General features: G+C 49.9%; 7 protein-coding genes. 6 read left to right on the forward strand and 1 reads right to left on the reverse strand.

The annotated features are described in order from the left end of the window. Positions 1-323 precede the first annotated feature (323 nt). The 6 genes from C5S61_RS19615 (at position 324) to C5S61_RS19640 (ending at position 16,621) form a co-directional block, all read left to right on the forward strand. On the forward strand, positions 324-3,002 hold the full coding sequence (locus C5S61_RS19615) for a hypothetical protein (RefSeq protein WP_110517752.1): 2,679 nt from the start codon (positions 324-326) through the stop codon (positions 3,000-3,002). Positions 3,003-3,389: 387 nt separating this feature from the next. Then, a complete protein-coding gene (locus tag C5S61_RS19620; protein ID WP_110517754.1) occupies positions 3,390-6,074 on the forward strand; it encodes a hypothetical protein in 2,685 nt (894 codons plus the stop codon). 128 nt (positions 6,075-6,202) lie between these two features. Continuing rightward, positions 6,203-8,893, forward strand: coding sequence for a YncE family protein (locus C5S61_RS19625; protein ID WP_110517756.1), 2,691 nt, complete (start codon positions 6,203-6,205; stop codon positions 8,891-8,893). A gap of 225 nt (positions 8,894-9,118) precedes the next feature. Next, positions 9,119-11,785, forward strand: coding sequence for a hypothetical protein (locus C5S61_RS19630; protein ID WP_110517758.1), 2,667 nt, complete (start codon positions 9,119-9,121; stop codon positions 11,783-11,785). A gap of 82 nt (positions 11,786-11,867) precedes the next feature. Continuing rightward, positions 11,868-14,261, forward strand: a complete 2,394-nt coding sequence (locus C5S61_RS19635) for a hypothetical protein (RefSeq protein ID WP_110517760.1) — start codon at positions 11,868-11,870, stop codon at positions 14,259-14,261. A gap of 20 nt (positions 14,262-14,281) precedes the next feature. Next, positions 14,282-16,621 carry a hypothetical protein gene (locus C5S61_RS19640; RefSeq protein WP_110517762.1) on the forward strand — a complete coding sequence of 780 codons (2,340 nt, stop codon included), beginning with the start codon at positions 14,282-14,284 and terminating at the stop codon, positions 16,619-16,621. A gap of 53 nt (positions 16,622-16,674) precedes the next feature. Here the strand turns inward: C5S61_RS19640 and C5S61_RS19645 are convergent, their stop codons facing one another. Next, positions 16,675-19,734 (reverse strand): M4 family metallopeptidase, encoded by a 3,060-nt coding sequence (locus C5S61_RS19645; protein ID WP_110517764.1) that lies wholly within the window; start codon positions 19,732-19,734, stop codon positions 16,675-16,677. Between the last annotated feature and the right edge of the window lie 93 nt (positions 19,735-19,827).

Consider the following 19,827-nt stretch of genomic DNA (forward strand, 5'->3'; position numbering starts at 1 on the left):
TCGGGGATCAGGGGTCGGGGATCGGGAAGTTTGGCTATTGGCTATTGGCTATCGGAACATCAATTCGTGCAATTCGTGGCCAAAAGAAACCAAATCTGAGTCAATCTGTGGCTAAAAACGAGGGGTCGGGGATCGGGAAATTAACCTAGCGGTGCAGATCATCCATGGCTATTGGCGCTAGGCTTTGGACTTTGAGAACATAATCTAGCGAATCTGTGCAATCTGTGGCTAAAACGAGGGGTCGGGGATCGATTGCCCGTGCTAGGCTAAAAATCCAAAGCTCATAGCCTTCGTGCCAATGATTGAATAGAGGAGCAATGCCGATGCAACCACAACGCGAGCGAGTCAAACTTGGCAAAGACCGGAATTGGTGGCGTTTGCTGCCAGTGCTTGGCGCACTTGGCTTAATTGGCTTGATGCTGGTCTTGACATTCATGCCCAATGAGCTTGATGATGCCAATGTTGAACCCAGCGCTGTGGCCTTGCTTCGCTCGCCTACGCCAAGTATGCAACCTAGCCCGACCTTGATTGCTGCACCGTTTCCTGCGCGGCCAGCAGATCCACCGCCAATTCAGTTGCTGCCGGATAATTTGGGCGAGATTCGTGTGGTGACGGTGCAACCAGAGCTTGCGCTGACGACTGTTCCACCTAACCTACCCGACAATTCGACGCGCTTACCAACGATTGTGCCGGTGATTGAGTCTGCAACAAGTATGCCAGTTGCAACGTTTGAGGCAGCAACAGTTACGCCGCTGCCAACCTTGACTGCGCGTCCAACGCCAGCCACACAAAGTCAGCGCTATGCGATTGTGCATAGTCCTGCGGGTCATAACCTTGTGCAAGTTGCGGCCAATGAGTTAGTTTCGATCGCTGCCGTTGATGCCTATGCTGAACGCTTTATGGCCTTGCTGCCTGAGCAACAACGCTTATTGATTCCGCGGAATGAGCAATTGGTTGCGGTTGATTTAGCGACTGGTCGCGAACTATGGCACTATGGATTATTGCCCAAAACGGCGCTTGATTATACAAGCCGCTTGACGCTTGATCAGGCTGGCACTGGCGTGTACCTGATTGAACTGAATCAGGCAACGATGATCTGGCGTTTGAGCCATCTTGGGCTGAATGATGGGATTTTGCTGCAACCAGTCCAAAACTTTAAATTGCCTGCGGTTGACCAACTGTTGCTAACTAGCACTGGCCAGCTTTGGTTTTCCACGCCGGAAACACTTTTTTACTATGATTCTGCTACCCAAGCCTACCAAGAATTTGGCTCGCTCAGCAATGCTGCAATTTTGGGCGATGGCCGCCAACCATTGTTGGGTGTGTTTCGTAGTCCCACAATGTTTAACCTGATCAATTGGGCGACTGGTGAGGAGCGTCCAGTTGAATTGGCCGCAATCCCATTTGATCGGATGCTCAGAGCAGGTTTTTTATCCAACGATCAAACGATTTTGGTTGTTGATAGTGCTGCTTCGCCTACGAGTTCGCTGAGCGAAAATAATGATGATTATTTGGCCTATGATTTACAAACTGGCCGATTAATTGCCTCCATCAAGCATAGTATGTTTAGCAGCCTCTATCCAACAACGAGTGCCGATCAATGGTTAGTCGTCACGCCCGATTACGTGAATTCCAAGCGCGATTTTAGCCTTTGGAACATTGCAACCAATACCTTGACCGAGGTATTTGAGCCAGCGATTGTTGGCGATCAGAACATTCTTTGGTTGGGCGAGGTTGCTGGTGCGCCAATTAAACCGCTTGGCAATGAATTTCAAGCAGCGGTTACGCCCTTGCCGAGCCCTGTATCGATATTCGATAAAACACCCTTACCAACGATCTTGCCTGCTACAACCAAGCCCGTGGCCTTGATTGCTAGCGGCGGCGCTATTCAGCGAATCAATAGCGACCAACAGATGGAGTTGCTTGCCGATTTTGGGGTGCGCACGTTTCCGCGCTACAATCAGCTGCCCTTAGTGCTGCAACGCCCCCAAGCGCGCCTGTGGCAACTGCTTGATTTAACTACCCAACAAACGGTGGAATGGAAATTTGAAAAAGTTCTTAGCGCTGGCGATTTGGATTTTAATCCTTTGCTCGCTCCCGATTATCGTAGTTTGCTGGTGATTGTGGGCCAAGATTTGCGGCGCACTGATCAATTTACTGGCTCCAGTCAGTTAATTCAAATTAACCTCCAAACCAGCGAATGGGATGTGATCACTGATTCATGGACATGGCCTGAGTTGCAATGGGCTAAACCAATTGCATGGCACGATGATAGTGCTTATTTTCTGCAAGTCGAGGTCAACCTAAAGGTGCTCTGGCACGTTCAATTAGGCCCACCATTTCAGGCCACCAAACTGGCCGAAATTCCATTCGTTGTTGCCAATGATCCAGCAGTTTCAAGTGTCCCAATCTATGCCAGCATCGTTGTTTCGCCCAACCAACGCTGGTTACTCTATCCACTAGCCACGGCGAATAAGGAAACTATGCTTGTGAAGGTGCTCGATTTGGTCGAGCAACAAAGCCATGAGTTTACCTTGCCATTGATTGATCTGGTGCACCTGAGCTTTGCTCCCGATGGCGAGCGGTTTGGGTTAATCCTGCCAAGCTTGAATAATCAAAATAATTCCTATGTTAGCTTGTATGAATTTGCGCAGCAACGTTGGTATCAGCTTGATACTGGGTTTTATGCCAATGGCATCGATCAGTTTTTGTGGTCGCCTGATGGCAAGTGGCTAGCGGTGAATTTTGGCTATATTGGGCTTAATCGCCGCCTGAGCATCTACAACACCCAGCAACCAAGCCTGGCTTTGCGTTCCGAAATTGAGCCGATTGAACATCGATTATTAGCCTTGGGTAATGATGGCAAAACGCTGTTAACTGGCCAAACCTGGAAACCAGCCTTTACCCAGTTGACATGGCGCGAGCACGAATGGCAAACTGAGTGGCGCATGGCTCCGCTTGAGATCAATCTTGACTCACTGCATTATGTGTATCCGCGCTGAGCATAGGGATGCGGGCTTTGGGCTATGGGCTTTGGGCTATTGGAACCAGAATCTGATTCAATCTGTGGCTAAAAACGTCGAGCATTTTTAACGCAGAGGCGCAGAGATTTAAGTAAGGATGAAGGATGAATTATGAGGGATGAAATGGATAATTTGTGGAATTTGTGCAATTCGTGGCTAAAAAAGAACAGCTTGTTGGCACTGAGGAATAATCACATAAATCTGTGCCAATCTGGGCCAATTTGTGGCTACAAACGAGAGGTCGGGGGTCAGGGGCTGGGGATCGGTTGCCCGTGCTAGGCTAAAAGCCGATAGCCAATAGCCTCCAGCCTATTGCCAAAAGCCAATAGCCTTCGTGCCAATGATTGATAGAGAGGGAAGATTTCGATGCAACCACAACGCGAACGGGTAAAGCTGGGCAAGGATCGGAATTGGTGGCGGCTGTTGCCAGTGCTTGGTGCACTTGGCTTAATTAGCTTGATGCTGGTCTTGACATTCATGCCTAGCAAGCTTGATGAAGCGCATGTTGAATCGACTGCGGTGGCCTTGCTTGGTTCAACCACGCCGATGAGCACGCCAAGCCCAACCATGGTTGATTCACCATTTCCAACAACCATGTTCCGCGAGCCGCCGCCAATCCAAATTTTGCCAGCAGACCAGGGCGAAGTTCGGTTAGCGACGATTGAACCGGCAACTACCAGCGTTCCAACCAAGGATCTGCATGATGCAGAGTTGTTGCCAACAATTGTGCCCGTGCTTGAACTATCCAAAGCAACCATTACGGCGCAACCTCCCACATTGCTGCCAACGCTAACCGCGCTGCCGACACCAGCCGAAGCAGCCCATATCTATGCACTGATTAATCATGCCACGTTGCTGCAAGATCAATTGGTGCGAGTTGAGGCAGATCGATTGATCCCGATTGTCACAGTTGATCGATCCACTGAACGGTTTATGGCGTTGCTGCCCGACCAACAAACCCTGTTGATTTCCCGTAATCAAATGTTGGTTGCGATTAACTTGACAACTGGGCAAACACGTTGGAATCACCCCTTGCTGCCAAAAAGTAGCCTTGACTATGGAAGCCGCTTGACGCTTGATCAAGCTGGTACAGGAGTGTACCTATTTGACCAGAATGGCCGCGAGCCACTCTGGCGTTGGAGTCATCTCGCGATTCAGGACGGCCAACTGCTCAATTCTCCACAACAAGTATCTTTGGCAGGCGATCGATTCACGCTGACGAGTGATGGCAAGATTTGGGTGATTGAAAATAGAAAACTGTTTCAGTTTGACCCAACGACCAACACCAAACGTGGTTTTGGTTCTGGTTTACTCAGCCACAGTGAGATTATCGGCAATGGCCGCCAGCCGTTGTTGGGCGTGTTGCGTGAGCCAACCAAGCTGAGCCTGATCGATTGGGCAACTGGTAATGAGCGGCAGGTGTCATTAAATCCGCCATTTCAGGGAGGGGTCATGAATGCCAGTTTCTCAGAAGACCAAAGCATCTTGGTTGTTAGAAGCAATGTGGCCAATATAAATCCAAATCTGGTTGGTCATGGCAAATTCCTCCTTTCAGCATACAGCCTGAAGACTGGCAGCTTAATTGCGACCAGAAATATTGGTGATTCTTCCTTGTTCTATCCAACGCTGACCGCTGATCAATGGCTGATTGAGCTAGCCGATAGGAGTAGCGCCCAACGGACACTCATGCGTTGGAATGTAGCGACCAATCAGTTGGAGGAAGTGGTTGGGCCGAAGGGTTGGAGTGGCTCTAAGGTTAAATGGATATGTGAGCTAGCTGGTGCTGCAATCAATCCAGTTAGCGCAGAACTTCAGGTAGCCGTTACGCCATTACCAACTGATGAGTCTAGGGCTAATCAATCAAGTTTACCCACGATTGAGCCGCCATCCAATCAGCCAGTGGCAATTTTTGGCCATCAACGTGGTAATGAGTTTTCAGTAAAGCGACTGATTGGTCGATCAGCTGAGCTGCTTGATGAAGCAGTCATTAATCTATTTCCCCGCTACAATCAAGCGCCCTTCGTGCTGCAACGGCCACAAGCACAGCAATGGCAAGTGCTTGATCCCATTACCCAACAAAAAGTGGAGTGGCAATTTGAGCAGATTATTAGGCCTGAAGAGTCAAATTTTCGCCCCTTGCTTGCCCCCAATTATCAAAGTATGCTGGCGGTTGTCACCCAAGACTTGCGCAGCAACGATCAGTTTACTGGTACTAGCCAGTTAGTTCAGATTAATTTGCAAACCAGCGCATGGACTGTCCTGGCCGATTCGCATATGTGGCCTGAGTTGCAATGGGTTAAGCCGCTTGCATGGCAAGGCGATAGCGTTTATTTTTTGCAACCAAGCAACGGCGCTGAGTTGCTCTGGCGGGTGCAGTTTGGGCCGCCGTTCCAAGCTGAGCAAATTGCTCAAATTCCATCAACAATGCAAAGAGAATTGAATGCTACTTCTACACCAATTTCAGCCGAAGTCTATGTCGCGCCCAATCAACGCTGGTTGCTCTACCCGCTGGCAGTCGATAATAAAACTATGGTGCTGCGAATACTCGATTTGGTCAAACAGCAAAGCCATGATCTTGCCATGCCCTTGAAGTCTTTGCACGATCTCAGTTTTTCGCCCGAAAGCAATAGTTTCGCCTTTATGCTCCCATCAGCAATGACTAATCGTGGAATTCCTGCCTTGTATCAGCTGGAGGAACAACGCTGGTATCAACTGGACTCAGGAATGTATGGTAGCCTTTATGGGGAAACTCCGTTTTTATGGTCACCTGATGGCCATTGGCTAGCGATAGATTTTAAAAAAATTAGCAGGAATGAAGAACGTTTGAATATCTATAATAGTCGCCAACCAAGCCTCACATTGAGCACAAACTTGGATTTCATCAAAGTAGCAATCGCATTAGATAACGATGGTAAAACGATCATCACAGACCATGCCTGGGAACGTAGTCTTGAGCAATTGACCTGGGATGACCAAGCATGGCAGATTAATTGGCGCATTAACAACCTATTCAATTCTTTCGAACAAATTTATTATCTGTATCCCCGCTGATCGAACCCAGAAAACAGCCCAGATACCATATGGGAGTAGCGGCTGGTTCTTGGCGATTGGCTCTAGGCTAGTCGAAAAACCAGCGCCAATCGATAAAAAGAGTCTGATTGAATAGAGGAACAATTTCGATGCAACCACAACGTGAACGGGTGAAACTTGGCAAGGATCACAATTGGTGGCGTTTGCTGCCAGTACTTGGTGCACTTGGCTTAATTAGCTTGATGCTGGTCTTGACATTCATGCCTAGCAAGCTTGATGAAGCGCATGTTGAATCGACTGCGGTGGCCTTGCTTGGTTCAGCCACGCCGATGAGCACGCCAAGCCCAACCATGGTTGATTCACCATTTCCAACAACCATGTTCCGCGAGCCGCCGCCAATCCAAATTTTGCCAGCAGACCAGGGCGAAGTTCGGTTAGCGACGATTGAACCGGCAACTACCAGCGTTCCAACCAAGGATCTGCATGATGCAGAGTTGTTGCCAACAATTGTGCCCGTCATTGACCAACCAACGATTATGCCAGCAACAACGGCTGTGCTGCAAACGCCTACACCGTTGCCCACGTTAACCGCGCAACCTACACCAGCTGGCCAAAGCCATAGCTATGCAATTCTTGTGCGCGCCGATACAGAGCAATATCAATTGGTTCGCGTTGATGCCGGCGGCTTTGTGCCAATTGCGACCGTTGATGAGTACGCAGCAAACTTTATGGCGCTCTTGCCAGAGCAACAAACCTTGCTGCTGCCGCGCAACCAACACTTAGTTGCGATCGACCTCAAAACTGGACAACCACGTTGGACTATGCAATTGTTGCCCAAAAGCCCCTATGATCGTAAAAGCAGACTCACGATCGACAAGACTGGCAACAGGGTCTATGTGCTTGATCAGAGTAGCGTTGATGCAAGTTGGAATTGGAGCCAGCTTGCGATTCAGGATGGGCAAGTACTCGATGGCCCACGATCATTAAACGTGCCAGGCCATAGCCATAGCATCACCAGCGATGGCAAAATTTGGGGCATCGATGATGATAAATTGTTCCAATTTGACCCCATAACTAAGGCGAAACGCGATTTTGGGGCGCTTAAGATTAATGACATTATTGGTGATGGCAGGCAGCCATTCTTGGGGGTGTTTCGTGCGCCAACTACGTTGAGCCTGATCGATTGGGCGACTGGCAACGAGCAGCAAGTAGCATTAAATCCGCCGTTTCAAGGCAATCTGTTTAGCGCCACGTTTTCGAATGACCAACAAACCTTGGTGGTTGAGAGCATTGTCAGCAGTGACGATCCACGATCTGATGATAGCTATTTCAGCTCGGTCTATAACCTACAAACTGGGCAGTTACTGGGCGTTATCCAAGTTGACAGCCTTAGTTCGTTCCACCCTAGCATAACCTCCGATCAATGGTTAATCTATAGCTCCGATTGGGAGACTGGGCAACGTTCGGTTAGCCGTTGGAATGTGGCAACGAATAGCTTGACCGAGGTTGTTTCTGCTTCAGCTTGGGGCCAACATGGCATTGCATGGCTTGGTGAGCTAGCAGGCCCAGCGATTAATTTGGCTACGAGCGACTATCAAGCGGCGGTTACGCCCTTACCAACCCTTGTACCAATTTATGATCAGCCCAATTTGCCAACGATTCAGCCACCAAGCATTCAGCCGGTTGCAATTTTTGGCGATTGGCTGGGCTTGGATTTGCGTTTGCAACTACTAACCTCTGATCAAACGCTTGAAACCTTGGTTGAGGAAGGCGCTAAGTTGTTTGAGCGCTATAATCAGCCGCCCTTGTTGCTGCAACGGCCTAAATCAAAAACATGGCAATTGGTTGATCTGGTGAGCAAGCAAACTGTCGAATGGGAATTTGAAAAGATGCTAAGCGAGGAAAGTTTTATCGACAGCTTGCTTGCGCCGAATTATCAAAGCATGGTGGCGGTGGTGGGCCAAGATCTGCGCAGCGACGATCAATTTATTGGGGCCAGCCAACTGCTGCAAATCAACACCCAAACTGGCGAATGGACTGTGCTGGCCGATTCGCGCACCTGGCCAGAATTGAAATGGGCGAAGCCGCTTGCATGGCAAGGTGATAGCATTTACTTCCTGCAAACCAGCAAAAACCCCCAATTGCTCTGGCGGGTGCAGCTTGGGCCGCCATTTCAAGCAGAAAAAATTGCTGAAATTCCAGCGATTGTGGCCAATATTCCTGATGTGAGCAATGCGATTTTAGCCCGTATCTATGTTTCGCCCAACCAACGTTGGCTCATCTACCCGCTGGCTGCTGCCAATAAAACCATGGTGTTGCGGGTGCTCGATTTGGTTCAGCAGCAAAGCCATGATATTGCCCTGCCCTTGATGCCCTTAGCATCCGATGATCTGAGTTTTTCGCCTGAGGGTAACAGTTTTGCGTTTATGCTGCCAAAAGCTGGTGGCGAAGATTCGTATCCCGCCTTATACCAGCTTGAGCAGCAACGTTGGTATCAACTAGATTCAGGCGCGTATAAAGCGTATTTTAGTGGCGGCGAAAGCCCATTTTTGTGGTCGCCTAATGGGCGTTGGTTGTTGGTGAATTTTGGAATGATTAGCGTTGAATCGAAGCTAAATATTTATAATGCGCAACAGCCAAGCCTCGCGTTGAGCACAACCTTCGATCAACGCAAAAAACCGGTGGCCTTGTATGATGATGGCAAAACGTTGCTGGCACAACATTTGTGGCAACCAAGCCTTGAGCAACTTATCTGGGATGGCCAAGCCTTGCAGATTAATTGGCGCATTAACCAAGGTGTCGGCTTACTCGAAGATATGTATTATGTGTATCCACGCTAAAAGCACAGAGAACATAGCCTATTGGGGATCGGCAGCCTGACATGCTACGATCCCCTCATTCCAGCTCTTTGCCCGCCTCATGGGTAAGGGGCTTTTTTACTCCTCAGCTCAACTCTGCCCAACTCAGCTTAGCATCAGCTGGCTATCATTGTGCAACCCATGACGCTTGCGCTAGGCTTGGTCGTACTATTCCCCATGATCAAGCACGAGTGAGAGGGTTTGCTGATGGATGATCGTTCTCCCCATGCCAAATCTGGCAATGTTGGGCGCTGGCTGGTGTTAGGAATTATTGGCGCTTTGCTTGGGCTTGGTGTGCTCAGCCAATTGCTGTCTACGCCAAGCCCTGTTGATCAAGCGCAGCCTAGCCCCTCCACCCAGCTAACTGCCGTAGCGCTTGCCACCTCGACCAAGATTAAACCAAGCGCGACCGCCATCATTGTGCTATTTCCAAGCACAACGCCATTGCCGACCGCACAGGCTCAAGCTAGCACGGCGTTGGCGTTCAACCAACTTGGCCCGTTAGCTACGCTCGACCCTGAGTTGATTAAGCCAGACCCAATTAAGCCTGATGCGCTGCCGCTGGCAGTGGCAACTCGTGATAGATTTGCTACGATGACCCCCTTTCCAACCGTAACCGCAATACCAGAGCCTGCGCTTGAACACCATATCTATTTGATCAACCGCGATACTGCTGGCTCGCAGGTGTATTTGAACCGTGCCGATCCCAATCAAGTAGTGCCAATTGCTGCGATTGATGCCCAGCGTGAGCGCTTTGTTGCCATTTTGCCAGCCCAGCAAACCTTGCTGATTCCACGTAATCGGCAACTGATTGCGTTTGATTTGCTGAGCAATCGCGAGCGTTGGCGCTTCCCATTAGCACCCACAGCGGGCGGCATGCTGGCGCTTGATCAGGCCCAAACTGGCATCTATCTGCTTGAAAAAGCCAAACAGCATGGCGTTTGGCATTTCAGTCATCGGGCTTTGGCTGATGGTCGAGCGTTGGCTCCAACCAAAGAGTTTCAGTTTCAGCCCGATAGCACGACGCTGGTGACGGCTGCTGGCCAAATTTGGTTTGTGCGCCAGCGCGAATTGTTGCGCTTGGATACTGCGACCAACATTCAGACCAGCTTTGGCCTGAGCTACAACAACAGGCTGATGGGCAATGGCCAACAAACTGAATTGGCTATTTTTCGCAGCAGCGACGAGCTGGGATTGATCAATTGGGCAACCGGAAGCGAGCGCATGGTGGGTTTAAAGCAGCCAATCAAGGGCGTGATCGCCGATAGCGTCTTGGCGCTTGATCAAACCATGTTGCTGGTTGTCAGTGATTTGAATGAACATGAAACTGATATTGATCAGCAGCGGAACTACTATTCGGTTTATCGATTGACCGATGGCGAGCTACAAACGCGCTACTTTGAGAATTCGTATTCATTATTTTACCCAGCAAGCACTGCTGACCAATGGCTTAACGCACCTACCACAACCGATCTGCTTTTTTACAACTCCTTGGTGTATCGCTGGAATAGTTCAACCAATACCACTGAAGCGTATGTGGTTCCGATTGAGGCGCATACGCAGCAGGTTTATTGGCTGGGCGAAGTTGTTGGCGCGGCGGTTGAGCCTTTAGCTACTGAGTTTCTGGCAACGGTTGACCCAACGCCCACGCCAAATTATGTGCTTGACTATTTGGCAACACCTGTGCCCCTCGCGCCAGCAAACGAGCCAGTACTATTGCTGCAAGAATGGCCAGAACACGGGCCAACCTCGCTGCTCAACCAAGTTTGGGGCGAGCAACAGCTGACCAACCTTGCTAAAATCGTTGTGGCGCTGCTGCCACGCCCAAATCAGCCGCCCTTGGTCGTCTCGCGGCCTGAAATTATGACGTGGCAATTGGATGATCCGGCGACTGAGCAGCGGGTGGAATGGCAGTTTGATCGCATGATTTTGCTTGATCAGAACGACGTATTTAATCCAATTCTCTCGGCTAATGGCGAGCAGTTGCTGGCGATTGTGCAGCAAGATTTAAGCAGCACTGATGAATTTACCGCTGATCATCAATTGGTTGCGGTGCATACCAAAACTGGCGCTTGGAAGGTGCTTGCCGATTCTGCTGACTGGCCTGATTTAGCCCATATGCGGCTCTTGGCATGGCAAGGCCAACAGATTTATTTTCATCAGCTTAACGAAGAACAAACCCATCAATCGATTTGGCGGGTTGAGCTTGGCGCAGCGTTTCAGCCTGAAAAAATTGTCACATTGCGGGCCACATTAGCAACGCCGTTTACCGAATGGCCTGCTGATGCAGAGGTAGTTGTTAGCCCTAATCAACGCTGGCTGCTCTATCCATTTGTCAATGATGCCTATGGCATAACCGTGCAGATTCTCGATTTGGTTCAGCATGAAAGCCATAGCCTGCAGTTGCCATTAAATTCACGCGGCTGGGCTGAACGCGCTTGGTTTTCGCCTGCTGGCGATCATTTAGCCTTGACGATTCGTGATTATGCGACCCATACCGATTATTTGGCCTTGTATGATTTTGCCCAGCAACAACTGTATCAGCTTGATTATGCGCGGCATTATGGTTTTAGTCGCCCATTTTTGTGGTCGCCTGATGGCCATTGGCTGGCGGTAGTGTTCGACGATTTCTCGCCAGCAGAAGATTTGTATATTTTTGATGTAACCCAAGCGCGATTAGCAGCCAAAACCAAACTCGATGCTAGGTGGAACCCGATTGCCTTAGATAATGCTGGCCAAACCATGCTGGCTGAGGTTTATCGGCGTGGCGTTTTTGAGCAATTACAATTAACTGCTGCTGAGTGGCGGCCTACTTGGCGTATCCAGCTAACAACCACAGCGAGACACGGGATTCGCTATGTTTATCCACGCTAATTAAGCTCGGCAGATTTTGCTATGATTGTGGAAGGTTCGATATTGCGCTCAAACGAGGGCAACGCTATGAGAGGTATTGTTGATGGAAGAGCATTCGCAACGCGCTAAGATTGGCGGCTCAGGCCGTCGTTGGCAAATCCTGCCGGTTATGGCTGGGGTTGGTTTATTGATTGCCATGATTCTGGCGGCCCAAACGCCTGCGCCACCAACGCCAATCCCAACTGCGACCGTGGTTGCAGCAGTTCCAACCCCAAGTGTCGCAATTCAGTCGCCGCCAACTCAGCCGCTTCCTGCCAGCAATACAATTGATCTCGGCGATCAGCAATTGCTCTTGCTCAGCAGTGCATCGAAACTTGTGATTTGGGATGGCGTTAATGAGTCCCAAACCAGAGGCACGCTCGCGAATTGGGATGTGATGATCACGACCGATCGCGAGCATGAAGTGCTGTTGAGTTGGAATTATGCGTGGCTGGAAGCCCGTTCGTTGACCGATGATCAGCGTTTGTGGCAAGTGCCAATTCATAACCAACAAGCCCAACTTGAAACCACAATTTTGGATGTGGTCAACGACCCGTTTATGAACGTGGTTTGGTTGGTTGAAAAGCAAGCCACAAATGATCCGTTTCAGCCTGCGACGGTGCGTTTGCGTGGGCTTGATAGCCGTAGCGGAGTAGAATTACGCCAATATCAAGCGCCGTTGCTGCGCGAACAACCGAAAGTGCTACCCACGGTTAATGGCCCATGGCTCTTGGCTGATGGCCAGTTGTGGCCGTTTGACCAAGATAGCGCTGGGTTTGGTGAGCCATTTTTTAGCCAGCTAGAGTTTGCCCAAGTGGCTGCCGATGGCCAGCGTGCCTTGGTTCTTGGCGCAGGCATGGTCAGCGAAATCGATTTGCTCACGCGTCAAACGCTCAACCAAACTGAATTCTCGCACTTGCCACGTGCCGATACCATTCAGCAGATGCTGGTTTCGCCCGACCTCAACTATGTGGTTGTGGTTGTTAACCGCTCCGAAGAGTCAGCCATAGATTTAATCCAACATATTTTCGCCTACGATCGGGCTGGCAATGGGCTTGGTTTTTGGCAACGCCAATTATTGTATAAACAAACCCATACAACTAGCTATGATGTAAGCCAGTTGATTCGCTTTCTTGATGATCAACACTTAATGCTGCTCGATCGCACTGGCACATTGGAAACGATTGATCTCACGACCAACCAAACCCAAATCATGGAACTGGCGCATAACCCTGAAGCACCTCAGCCAGAATATAGCAGTTTTGCCCTTATTCCTAAGCTCACGCTATTACCCATCGTCGATACTCCGCGGCTTGAAACCTTGAGCGTTCCATTTCCAGCGAATGCTCCGCTTGCGCCTGTGGCTTTGGCAAATCAGCCCTTGGCGCTCATCCAGAATGAAGAGCAAACCCTGTTGCTTGAGTCTGAAGGCCAGCAAATCGTCGAACAGCAAGCAAGTTACTATAGCATTAGCCGTTTGAATGCTCCGCCACTCCTGATTGGACTTAACGATGAATATTTGACCCTATTTGACCCTACTAGCCAAACCACCATCACGCTTGAGTTAGAGCCAGCAGAAGCCAAACGTTTGAGTGATATGGCGGGAGTCAGTGCGCCGGATAATCAAAGCATAGTGCTTTGTTATAGCTATTATTTCGATGAGAGCTCCAATTCACGGGTCAATCGCTGTCTTGTTGTTGATCTGCAAACTGGCAAACGTAGTGTTTTTGCTGAACTGCCCGCTGCAACCTACTTAACCCCAATTTACTGGGATGGTCAGCAGGCAACGATTGTTGGCTCTACACCAAACGCTGGTAATGATAGCTATCTGCTGTGGCAAACCGCATTCAATGATCTAACCCAAGGCACAAATTTGCTCGATTCGACTGAGGTAAAGGAGCTTTGGTATACGGTTGGCGCGCCAACGGTTGTCTATCAAAATTCCCAAGATCAGCTCCTGAGCTATTCAATTCTCCGTCAACAAGCCCAATTGCTTATGCCAACCAGTGCTAGCAAAGCCCTTGAGATTGAAATTTCGCCCGATGGTCAGACGATTATGTTGTTTGAGCGCACTTACCCCTTGCACTATGGCACGCTCTTGATGTTTGATAGTACAACGGGCTTGGAGTTGCAGCGCCAGCCAATGGCTAGGAGTTTTCAAGGTCAGTGGTCGGGCGATAGTCAATATTATTTGCTGGCGCAAAGCCAGACGGTTAACTCACGCTTGCTGACATTTAGCCGCACAAGCCAAATCGGCCATTCACTGGTGCTTGCTGATTGGTTCAATCTGACCAAGAGTGATTGGTTTGGCCAGCGTGTCATGGTGGTGATGTCCGACGATGTGTATATTTTGGAGCGAATCAATCAACATTGGTTGCCGTTAATCCAATTTAATGGCTTTGATGCGACGACTCCATTTCGATCATTTAGTGTTGAGTATGTCTATCCGCAACCATAGGAGCCAGAGAGGAGAAGGCTATGCAAAAATTGTATCGAATGCTTTTGGTGGGGGTGTTGGTTGGGTTGTTGAGCAATTGCCAAGCGCAACAGCCCACTTCAACCATCGTTCAGCAAGCCAGCCCAACTTTGCCGTCGGCAGCCCAAGCCAGCCCAACTCAACCAATTGCCACGCCCACCCAAGCCTTGAGCATGCCAGCCAATGAGCGGGTGCTAGTGCAATTGAAAAAGCCAGAGTTTGGCCTGGATATCAATTATTTTTGGCTTGCAGCGAGTGGCGAATTAACCCCCGTTGGCGCGGAATATCCCGATAAAATTGTCAGTATCTTTGCTGAGCAACAACTGGCAATTACCCATAGAGCACATTTCATTGAGCTTTTTGATCTGGCAACCAATCAATACCGCTGGTCGCTAGAATTCAACCACTTTTCTATGACTGATTCAGCTTTGGCGGTGCTTGATGAAGCCAAAACGGGCGTATATCTTGTGTTTGAGCGCAGCAAACCAAAACTTGGACCATTTTCTTGGACATGGATGCATGTTCAGTTAAGCGATGGGGCAATTCTTGAGCAGCGCGATATTAAGTTTAGTAATATTTCTAGCAACTGTCATTTGAATCGCGATGGGGCCTTTTGGTGTGCTTCATCTGAACCGGAAGGGCAAATTACATATTATGATCCACGAAGCGCTGATTTAGGCTTAAATGTTGCTGATGGAATTGCAACTTTCGTTCAGCAACGACTTTTTGTGCTCAGTAATCAGTCGGTTGTGATTGAATTTGATGGGCTTACTGGAGCGCCTTTGCGCACAGTTCAGCTTACGCCACCACCAAGCGAGCGTAGCTATAGAATCATCGTTGCGCCCGATTTACAACAAATCGCAATTGGTCAGGTATCTGGGCAGTTTGATTATGAATCGACCTATACATGGCAAATCTATAGCTTCGAAACAGGCGCGTTGCTTGATAGTTATGCTTTTGAGCAGCGTTTGGATCTTGTTCCCAGCTATCAATCGGGCTATTGGTATGTCTATGTGTATGAGAACTACTTTCTTGAGCTATGGCATCCGCAGCACCAACAACGCACCAGTTTTGCGGTTGGCCAACAGCCTAGCCAAGCAGTTGGGAATATTTTTATATTGCCGCAAACCATGCCTGAGCTAGCCTTGCCAAGCGAACAACCAAGCGCAACCGCCCAAATCATGATCCCTGAAACCGAGCGCTATCCCATTGCACTGTTTGTCGACCCATGGCCTTTAACCTATCGATACTCGACGCTCTGGAGCGATCAACAGGTTGAATTGCTTGAATCTGTGTGGCTGATTGAACAGCCTAATCTGCTGGCGTTGGCGCTCTATGGCGACAATAAGTCTGATGGACTATTGCTCGACGATCTCCAAACCCAAACCCAGCGCCACATTGATGTTATTGGGGTCGATGATGATTTAAGTTATCTGAACTATGGCTTGATGACACCAGATTTGCAACAAGCACTCCTTGTGTTAGAGGCACCGTGGTCGGCGCAACAATTACTCCACTTGGATTTAGCGACCAACCAACTTACTCCACTTGAAACAAGCTTTCGTTTGAACGAACCAACGATTGAACCACTAGCGTGGAGCGGGAAAACGCTGTATGCCTTGTTGCATGACGATACAACGAGCGCCTTTGCTAAAAAATCGTTCTTTGCCAAAATTACGCTCAACCAAGAAGCGGAAATAGAGCTGTTGGCCGAATTGCCCTACGAGCCGCAAACTTGGGTTAGTGCCAACCAACAAACCCTCGTTTATCGCCAAAGCCAAACTGCTAGCGAGCAACAGCTGGTCTGGTGGAATTTAACCAACCAAACGTCTAGTACAGTTAGCTTGCCGCTTAGCTCAGACCATGCCCTTGCCTTGGCTCCCGATGGCTCAGCCTTGGCCGCCGTAACCGTTGATTCGGCGCAGGGTGTCGCGCAACTGCGGCGTTACGATCATGCTAGCCAAACATGGCACGTGCTTGATCAACAACCAAGTGGGCCAATGGTAACCACCAATCCAATTGTCGGTTGGTCGGCTGATGGCACGCGCTTGTGGTGGCAACGCAGTTTGCAACAGCCCGTGCTCAGCAAGCAATATCGGGTTTATGCCGCCGCAACGGGAGCCTTGGAATGGAGCAATGAGTTGTCATTACACAATCATGCGGTTGTTAGTGCCGATGCGGAAACGCTGGTTTTGGTGGGGGTGGCAGGCAATATGATTCAGCAGCGGGTGCATGGCCAAATTACTGCCCAGTTTCCCTTGCCTGATGCATCGGTGTATGCGCCATATATCTCGCTGAATGTGCTTTTGCTCCAGCGCGCCTTGACGGCATTTGGGCGCTAAAACCCAAAAGCTCCAGCCTAGCCTAAGCTAAGCTGGAGCTTTGACGTTAATCGTTATTTGGTGACTGCTGGGAGATAAACCCCAACGCCACGGCATTGATTGGTTTCAGTAATCAAACTGATGTCATCAATGCTGAATCGCACAATCTCAGCTGTCGAATTATTAACCGAATCGAAACGCAGCACATGCGCGCCTGCTTCAAGGTCGGTCAATGGAATCGTCACTTTGGCATAGCCATTATCGTATTCGGTGTTTGCGTCGGTGACGCGGAACACTTCTTCGCCATCAATACTAAGCTTGACGTAATCTTGCGTGCCACGGCCATTGTGTTCATAGATTGAGAGATAGAATTCAAGCGTCGCGTCGCTCGCGGTTGAGGTGAAGGTTTGCTCTGCAAAGGCGGTTTCGGCTGAGCCAGCGCGTGCGCCAAAGCGCAACCAGCTATTGCCGGTACGTGGCGTGCCAGCGCAGCCAGGCAAGAAACATAATGGTGGTGAAACATCACCGAACGAGCTTGAGAAGGCTTCCCAGCCTTCGCCGCGCTCAAAGCCACCATCAATCACGCTTTGGCCAGCGGTTTCAACTTCAACATTGAATACTTGGCTGGCTGTGCGATTGCCACTGTCGCGGACGGTTACAGTAATTGGGTAGCTGCCAACTTCGGTTGTACAAGCACAATTGACCGTAGCTTTCAAGATGCCTGCTTGGTTGGCGATGTTGACGTTCAAGCCTGCTGGTGCGCCAGCAACGCTCACGGCCAACGAACCAGCCAAATCAATATCATCAGAGGCCGTACCAATGACAGCGCTGCTGATCTTGCCTTGTTGAGCCAAGACATCGCTGGTTACGAACAGGCTTGGTGCTGCTGGAGTCACTGCACCGCTACAGCTGTAGATTGCAAAATCGTCAATCGACCAGGTAACTGAGCGGCTTGGAGTTGGGCTGTCGCCAAGTGCCACTTTGAAGCGGAAACGCACTGATTGGCCAGCCAAACTTGAGAGATTCAAACGGCTAGCGGTGTAGCCATTGCTATTGCCAACATAGCCTTGTTGGCCTTCAAATGCGCCATCTGCTGCAACGTTGTTTGGCCCGTTGAAGCTAAACAAGATTGCTGCTGATTGCCAGCTATTGCCGTTGTTGGTGCTATATTCAACCACGCCCGCATCGATTGGTGCATAGAAATCATAGGCATGGCGGAAGTAGGCAAAGCCATTGGCCGGAACCGTCACAGCTGCATTTTGGGTAAAGGCTGATGCTTCAACACCTTGGTTGATACCATACACGCCATTGATATTGGTCGCCGAGCCAGTGCCGCTGGTTGCATAGGCCCCAACGAAGTTCGCTGGACTGGTTGTCCAGCGGTGGTTGCTGCCGCTCAAGGCACTTGCTGTCCATTTGGTATTTGGCAAGGCTTCGAAATCGTCTGCAAACACATTAACTTGGGTTTGACCAGTGCTACAAGCTTTGATGTCCGGCGCTGGAGCATTGGTTGGCTGCAGATCCATTTCGGTGGCCATAATGGTTTTGTTAACTTCAGCACAATCTGCTGCAGTAATTCCATGGCTGCCAGTTAGGCTGCTACAGGCTTGGCGCAAGGCCGATGCTAAATCAGCATAGTCGCTGCCCGAAGTCAACGAGCTAATTTGGGTTTCATAGAATAAATGGGCAGTTTTGGTGATGCCAATCGAGTTTATCGTTTGGCCGTTGAAGCTGTCGCCATCGGTCAACAGATAGGCTGCTTTGTTGGCAATCCCGCTGTTGGTGTGCACGCCACCGTTATCAGCCAAGCTTGCGTCAAGCACATACAATGGGCTTAACATGCTATCAGGTTGGCCGCCTTGTGGTGGGTCTTGCATATTGCGCAAGCCACCTGCAACCAAATCTTCGCCCATCAACCAACGGGTCGTTGCGTTATCGTCGGCGCTGCCATTGGTTTGATCCATGAACTCGCCGAAAATATCCGACATGGCTTCGTTGATTGCGCCTGCTTGGAAGTAGTAGAACAGGTTCGAGGTATATTCGGTCACGCCGTGCGACAATTCGTGGGCAACCACGTCGTCGGCAGCAGCAAAACCTTCGCCATAGGTCATTTGGCGACCATTCCAGAAGGCGTTGCCATAAGGACAGCCAGCGCCAGGTGGGCAGTGCTTGACCAATGAAATCAAACTCATGCCGTTGTTGTCGATGCTGTTGCGGCCAAAGAACAAGTTGAAGAAGTCGTAGGTGTCGCCTGAATAATCGTAAGCGGCATCGATGTCTGCATCGCCACTGGCGGCTGAGCCTTCAACTCGCACATATTCGCTGGCTTCATCACAGTTATTATTGGGAGTGTTGTCGTTATCAACCACATTGTTATCGTTACAAACAAAGCGGTTTTTGGCATAGCCAATTTGATTAAAGGCTAAACTGACATCACCCGACTGGGCGTTAACAAACACATACTCGCGAATTGGCTCGCTGGTGGTTGATTCAACCGTCACCAACCAAACCAAGCTATTTTTTTGCACGCCAGTGCCACCCAACAAGGCTGGGTTGTAGATTGCCAATTCGTTGTTGCTGACATTCAAGCTGGCAACATTGGCATCGTATTTGGCGGCAACATAGCCTTCTGCAATGCTGCGTGCGTTGGCTTGGCTCAATGTGGCGCTGGTGCTCAGATTGAGATTTGGCAACACTTCGCCATTCATGCTCAGCAATTCGCCTGCTTGGTTCAATTGCACTTGCAATTCACCAGCAACCACTGGCACGCCTTGGTAGCGTTGTTGATACCGCACTACTTGGCGACCATCTTGGGTGGTGGTGGTTTTGGCAACCGCTGCATCGCTGGCTTGCGCTAAGCCAAACAAGCTACCATATTCTGCCACATAGGCGTTGGCAACATTCAGCGTATCGGCGCGATTCAGGCCGCTTGGCTGATCAAGGCTTGTACCCGCAGCAGCGCCAATCCAACGCACATAGCCAGTTTGGCTGTGGCGAGCAACATTGGCTCCTTGGTTGAGCAAGCGATTGATTGGTGAATTGGTGGTTGGAGTTTGGGCGTTGCTTCGGCTCAATGGAAGCATGCTCACCACAATTAATGCTGCTAGCAAACGCAGCATACGCATCGAACGCATAGACCTTCCTTACACACTAAAGCTATTGACATTCAGCATCACGCTATAAGGCGAGTTGCCAGACCCCCCCGATGCTGCCTGCTCCTCAATCAA

The sequence above is a fragment of the Herpetosiphon llansteffanensis genome (genome assembly GCF_003205875.1).
GTDB classification, from domain to species: domain Bacteria; phylum Chloroflexota; class Chloroflexia; order Chloroflexales; family Herpetosiphonaceae; genus Herpetosiphon; species Herpetosiphon llansteffanensis.

Excerpts from the sequence above, each read along its gene's own strand:
- C5S61_RS19615 (WP_110517752.1), top strand. The coding sequence starts at position 324 with ATGCAACCACAACGCGAGCGAGTCAAACTTGGCAAAGACCGGAATTGG.
- C5S61_RS19620 (WP_110517754.1), top strand. The coding sequence starts at position 3,390 with ATGCAACCACAACGCGAACGGGTAAAGCTGGGCAAGGATCGGAATTGG.
- C5S61_RS19625 (WP_110517756.1), top strand. The coding sequence starts at position 6,203 with ATGCAACCACAACGTGAACGGGTGAAACTTGGCAAGGATCACAATTGG.
- C5S61_RS19630 (WP_110517758.1), top strand. The coding sequence starts at position 9,119 with ATGGATGATCGTTCTCCCCATGCCAAATCTGGCAATGTTGGGCGCTGG.
- C5S61_RS19635 (WP_110517760.1), top strand. The coding sequence starts at position 11,868 with ATGGAAGAGCATTCGCAACGCGCTAAGATTGGCGGCTCAGGCCGTCGT.
- C5S61_RS19640 (WP_110517762.1), top strand. The coding sequence starts at position 14,282 with ATGCAAAAATTGTATCGAATGCTTTTGGTGGGGGTGTTGGTTGGGTTG.
- C5S61_RS19645 (WP_110517764.1), bottom strand. The coding sequence starts at position 19,734 with ATGCGTTCGATGCGTATGCTGCGTTTGCTAGCAGCATTAATTGTGGTG.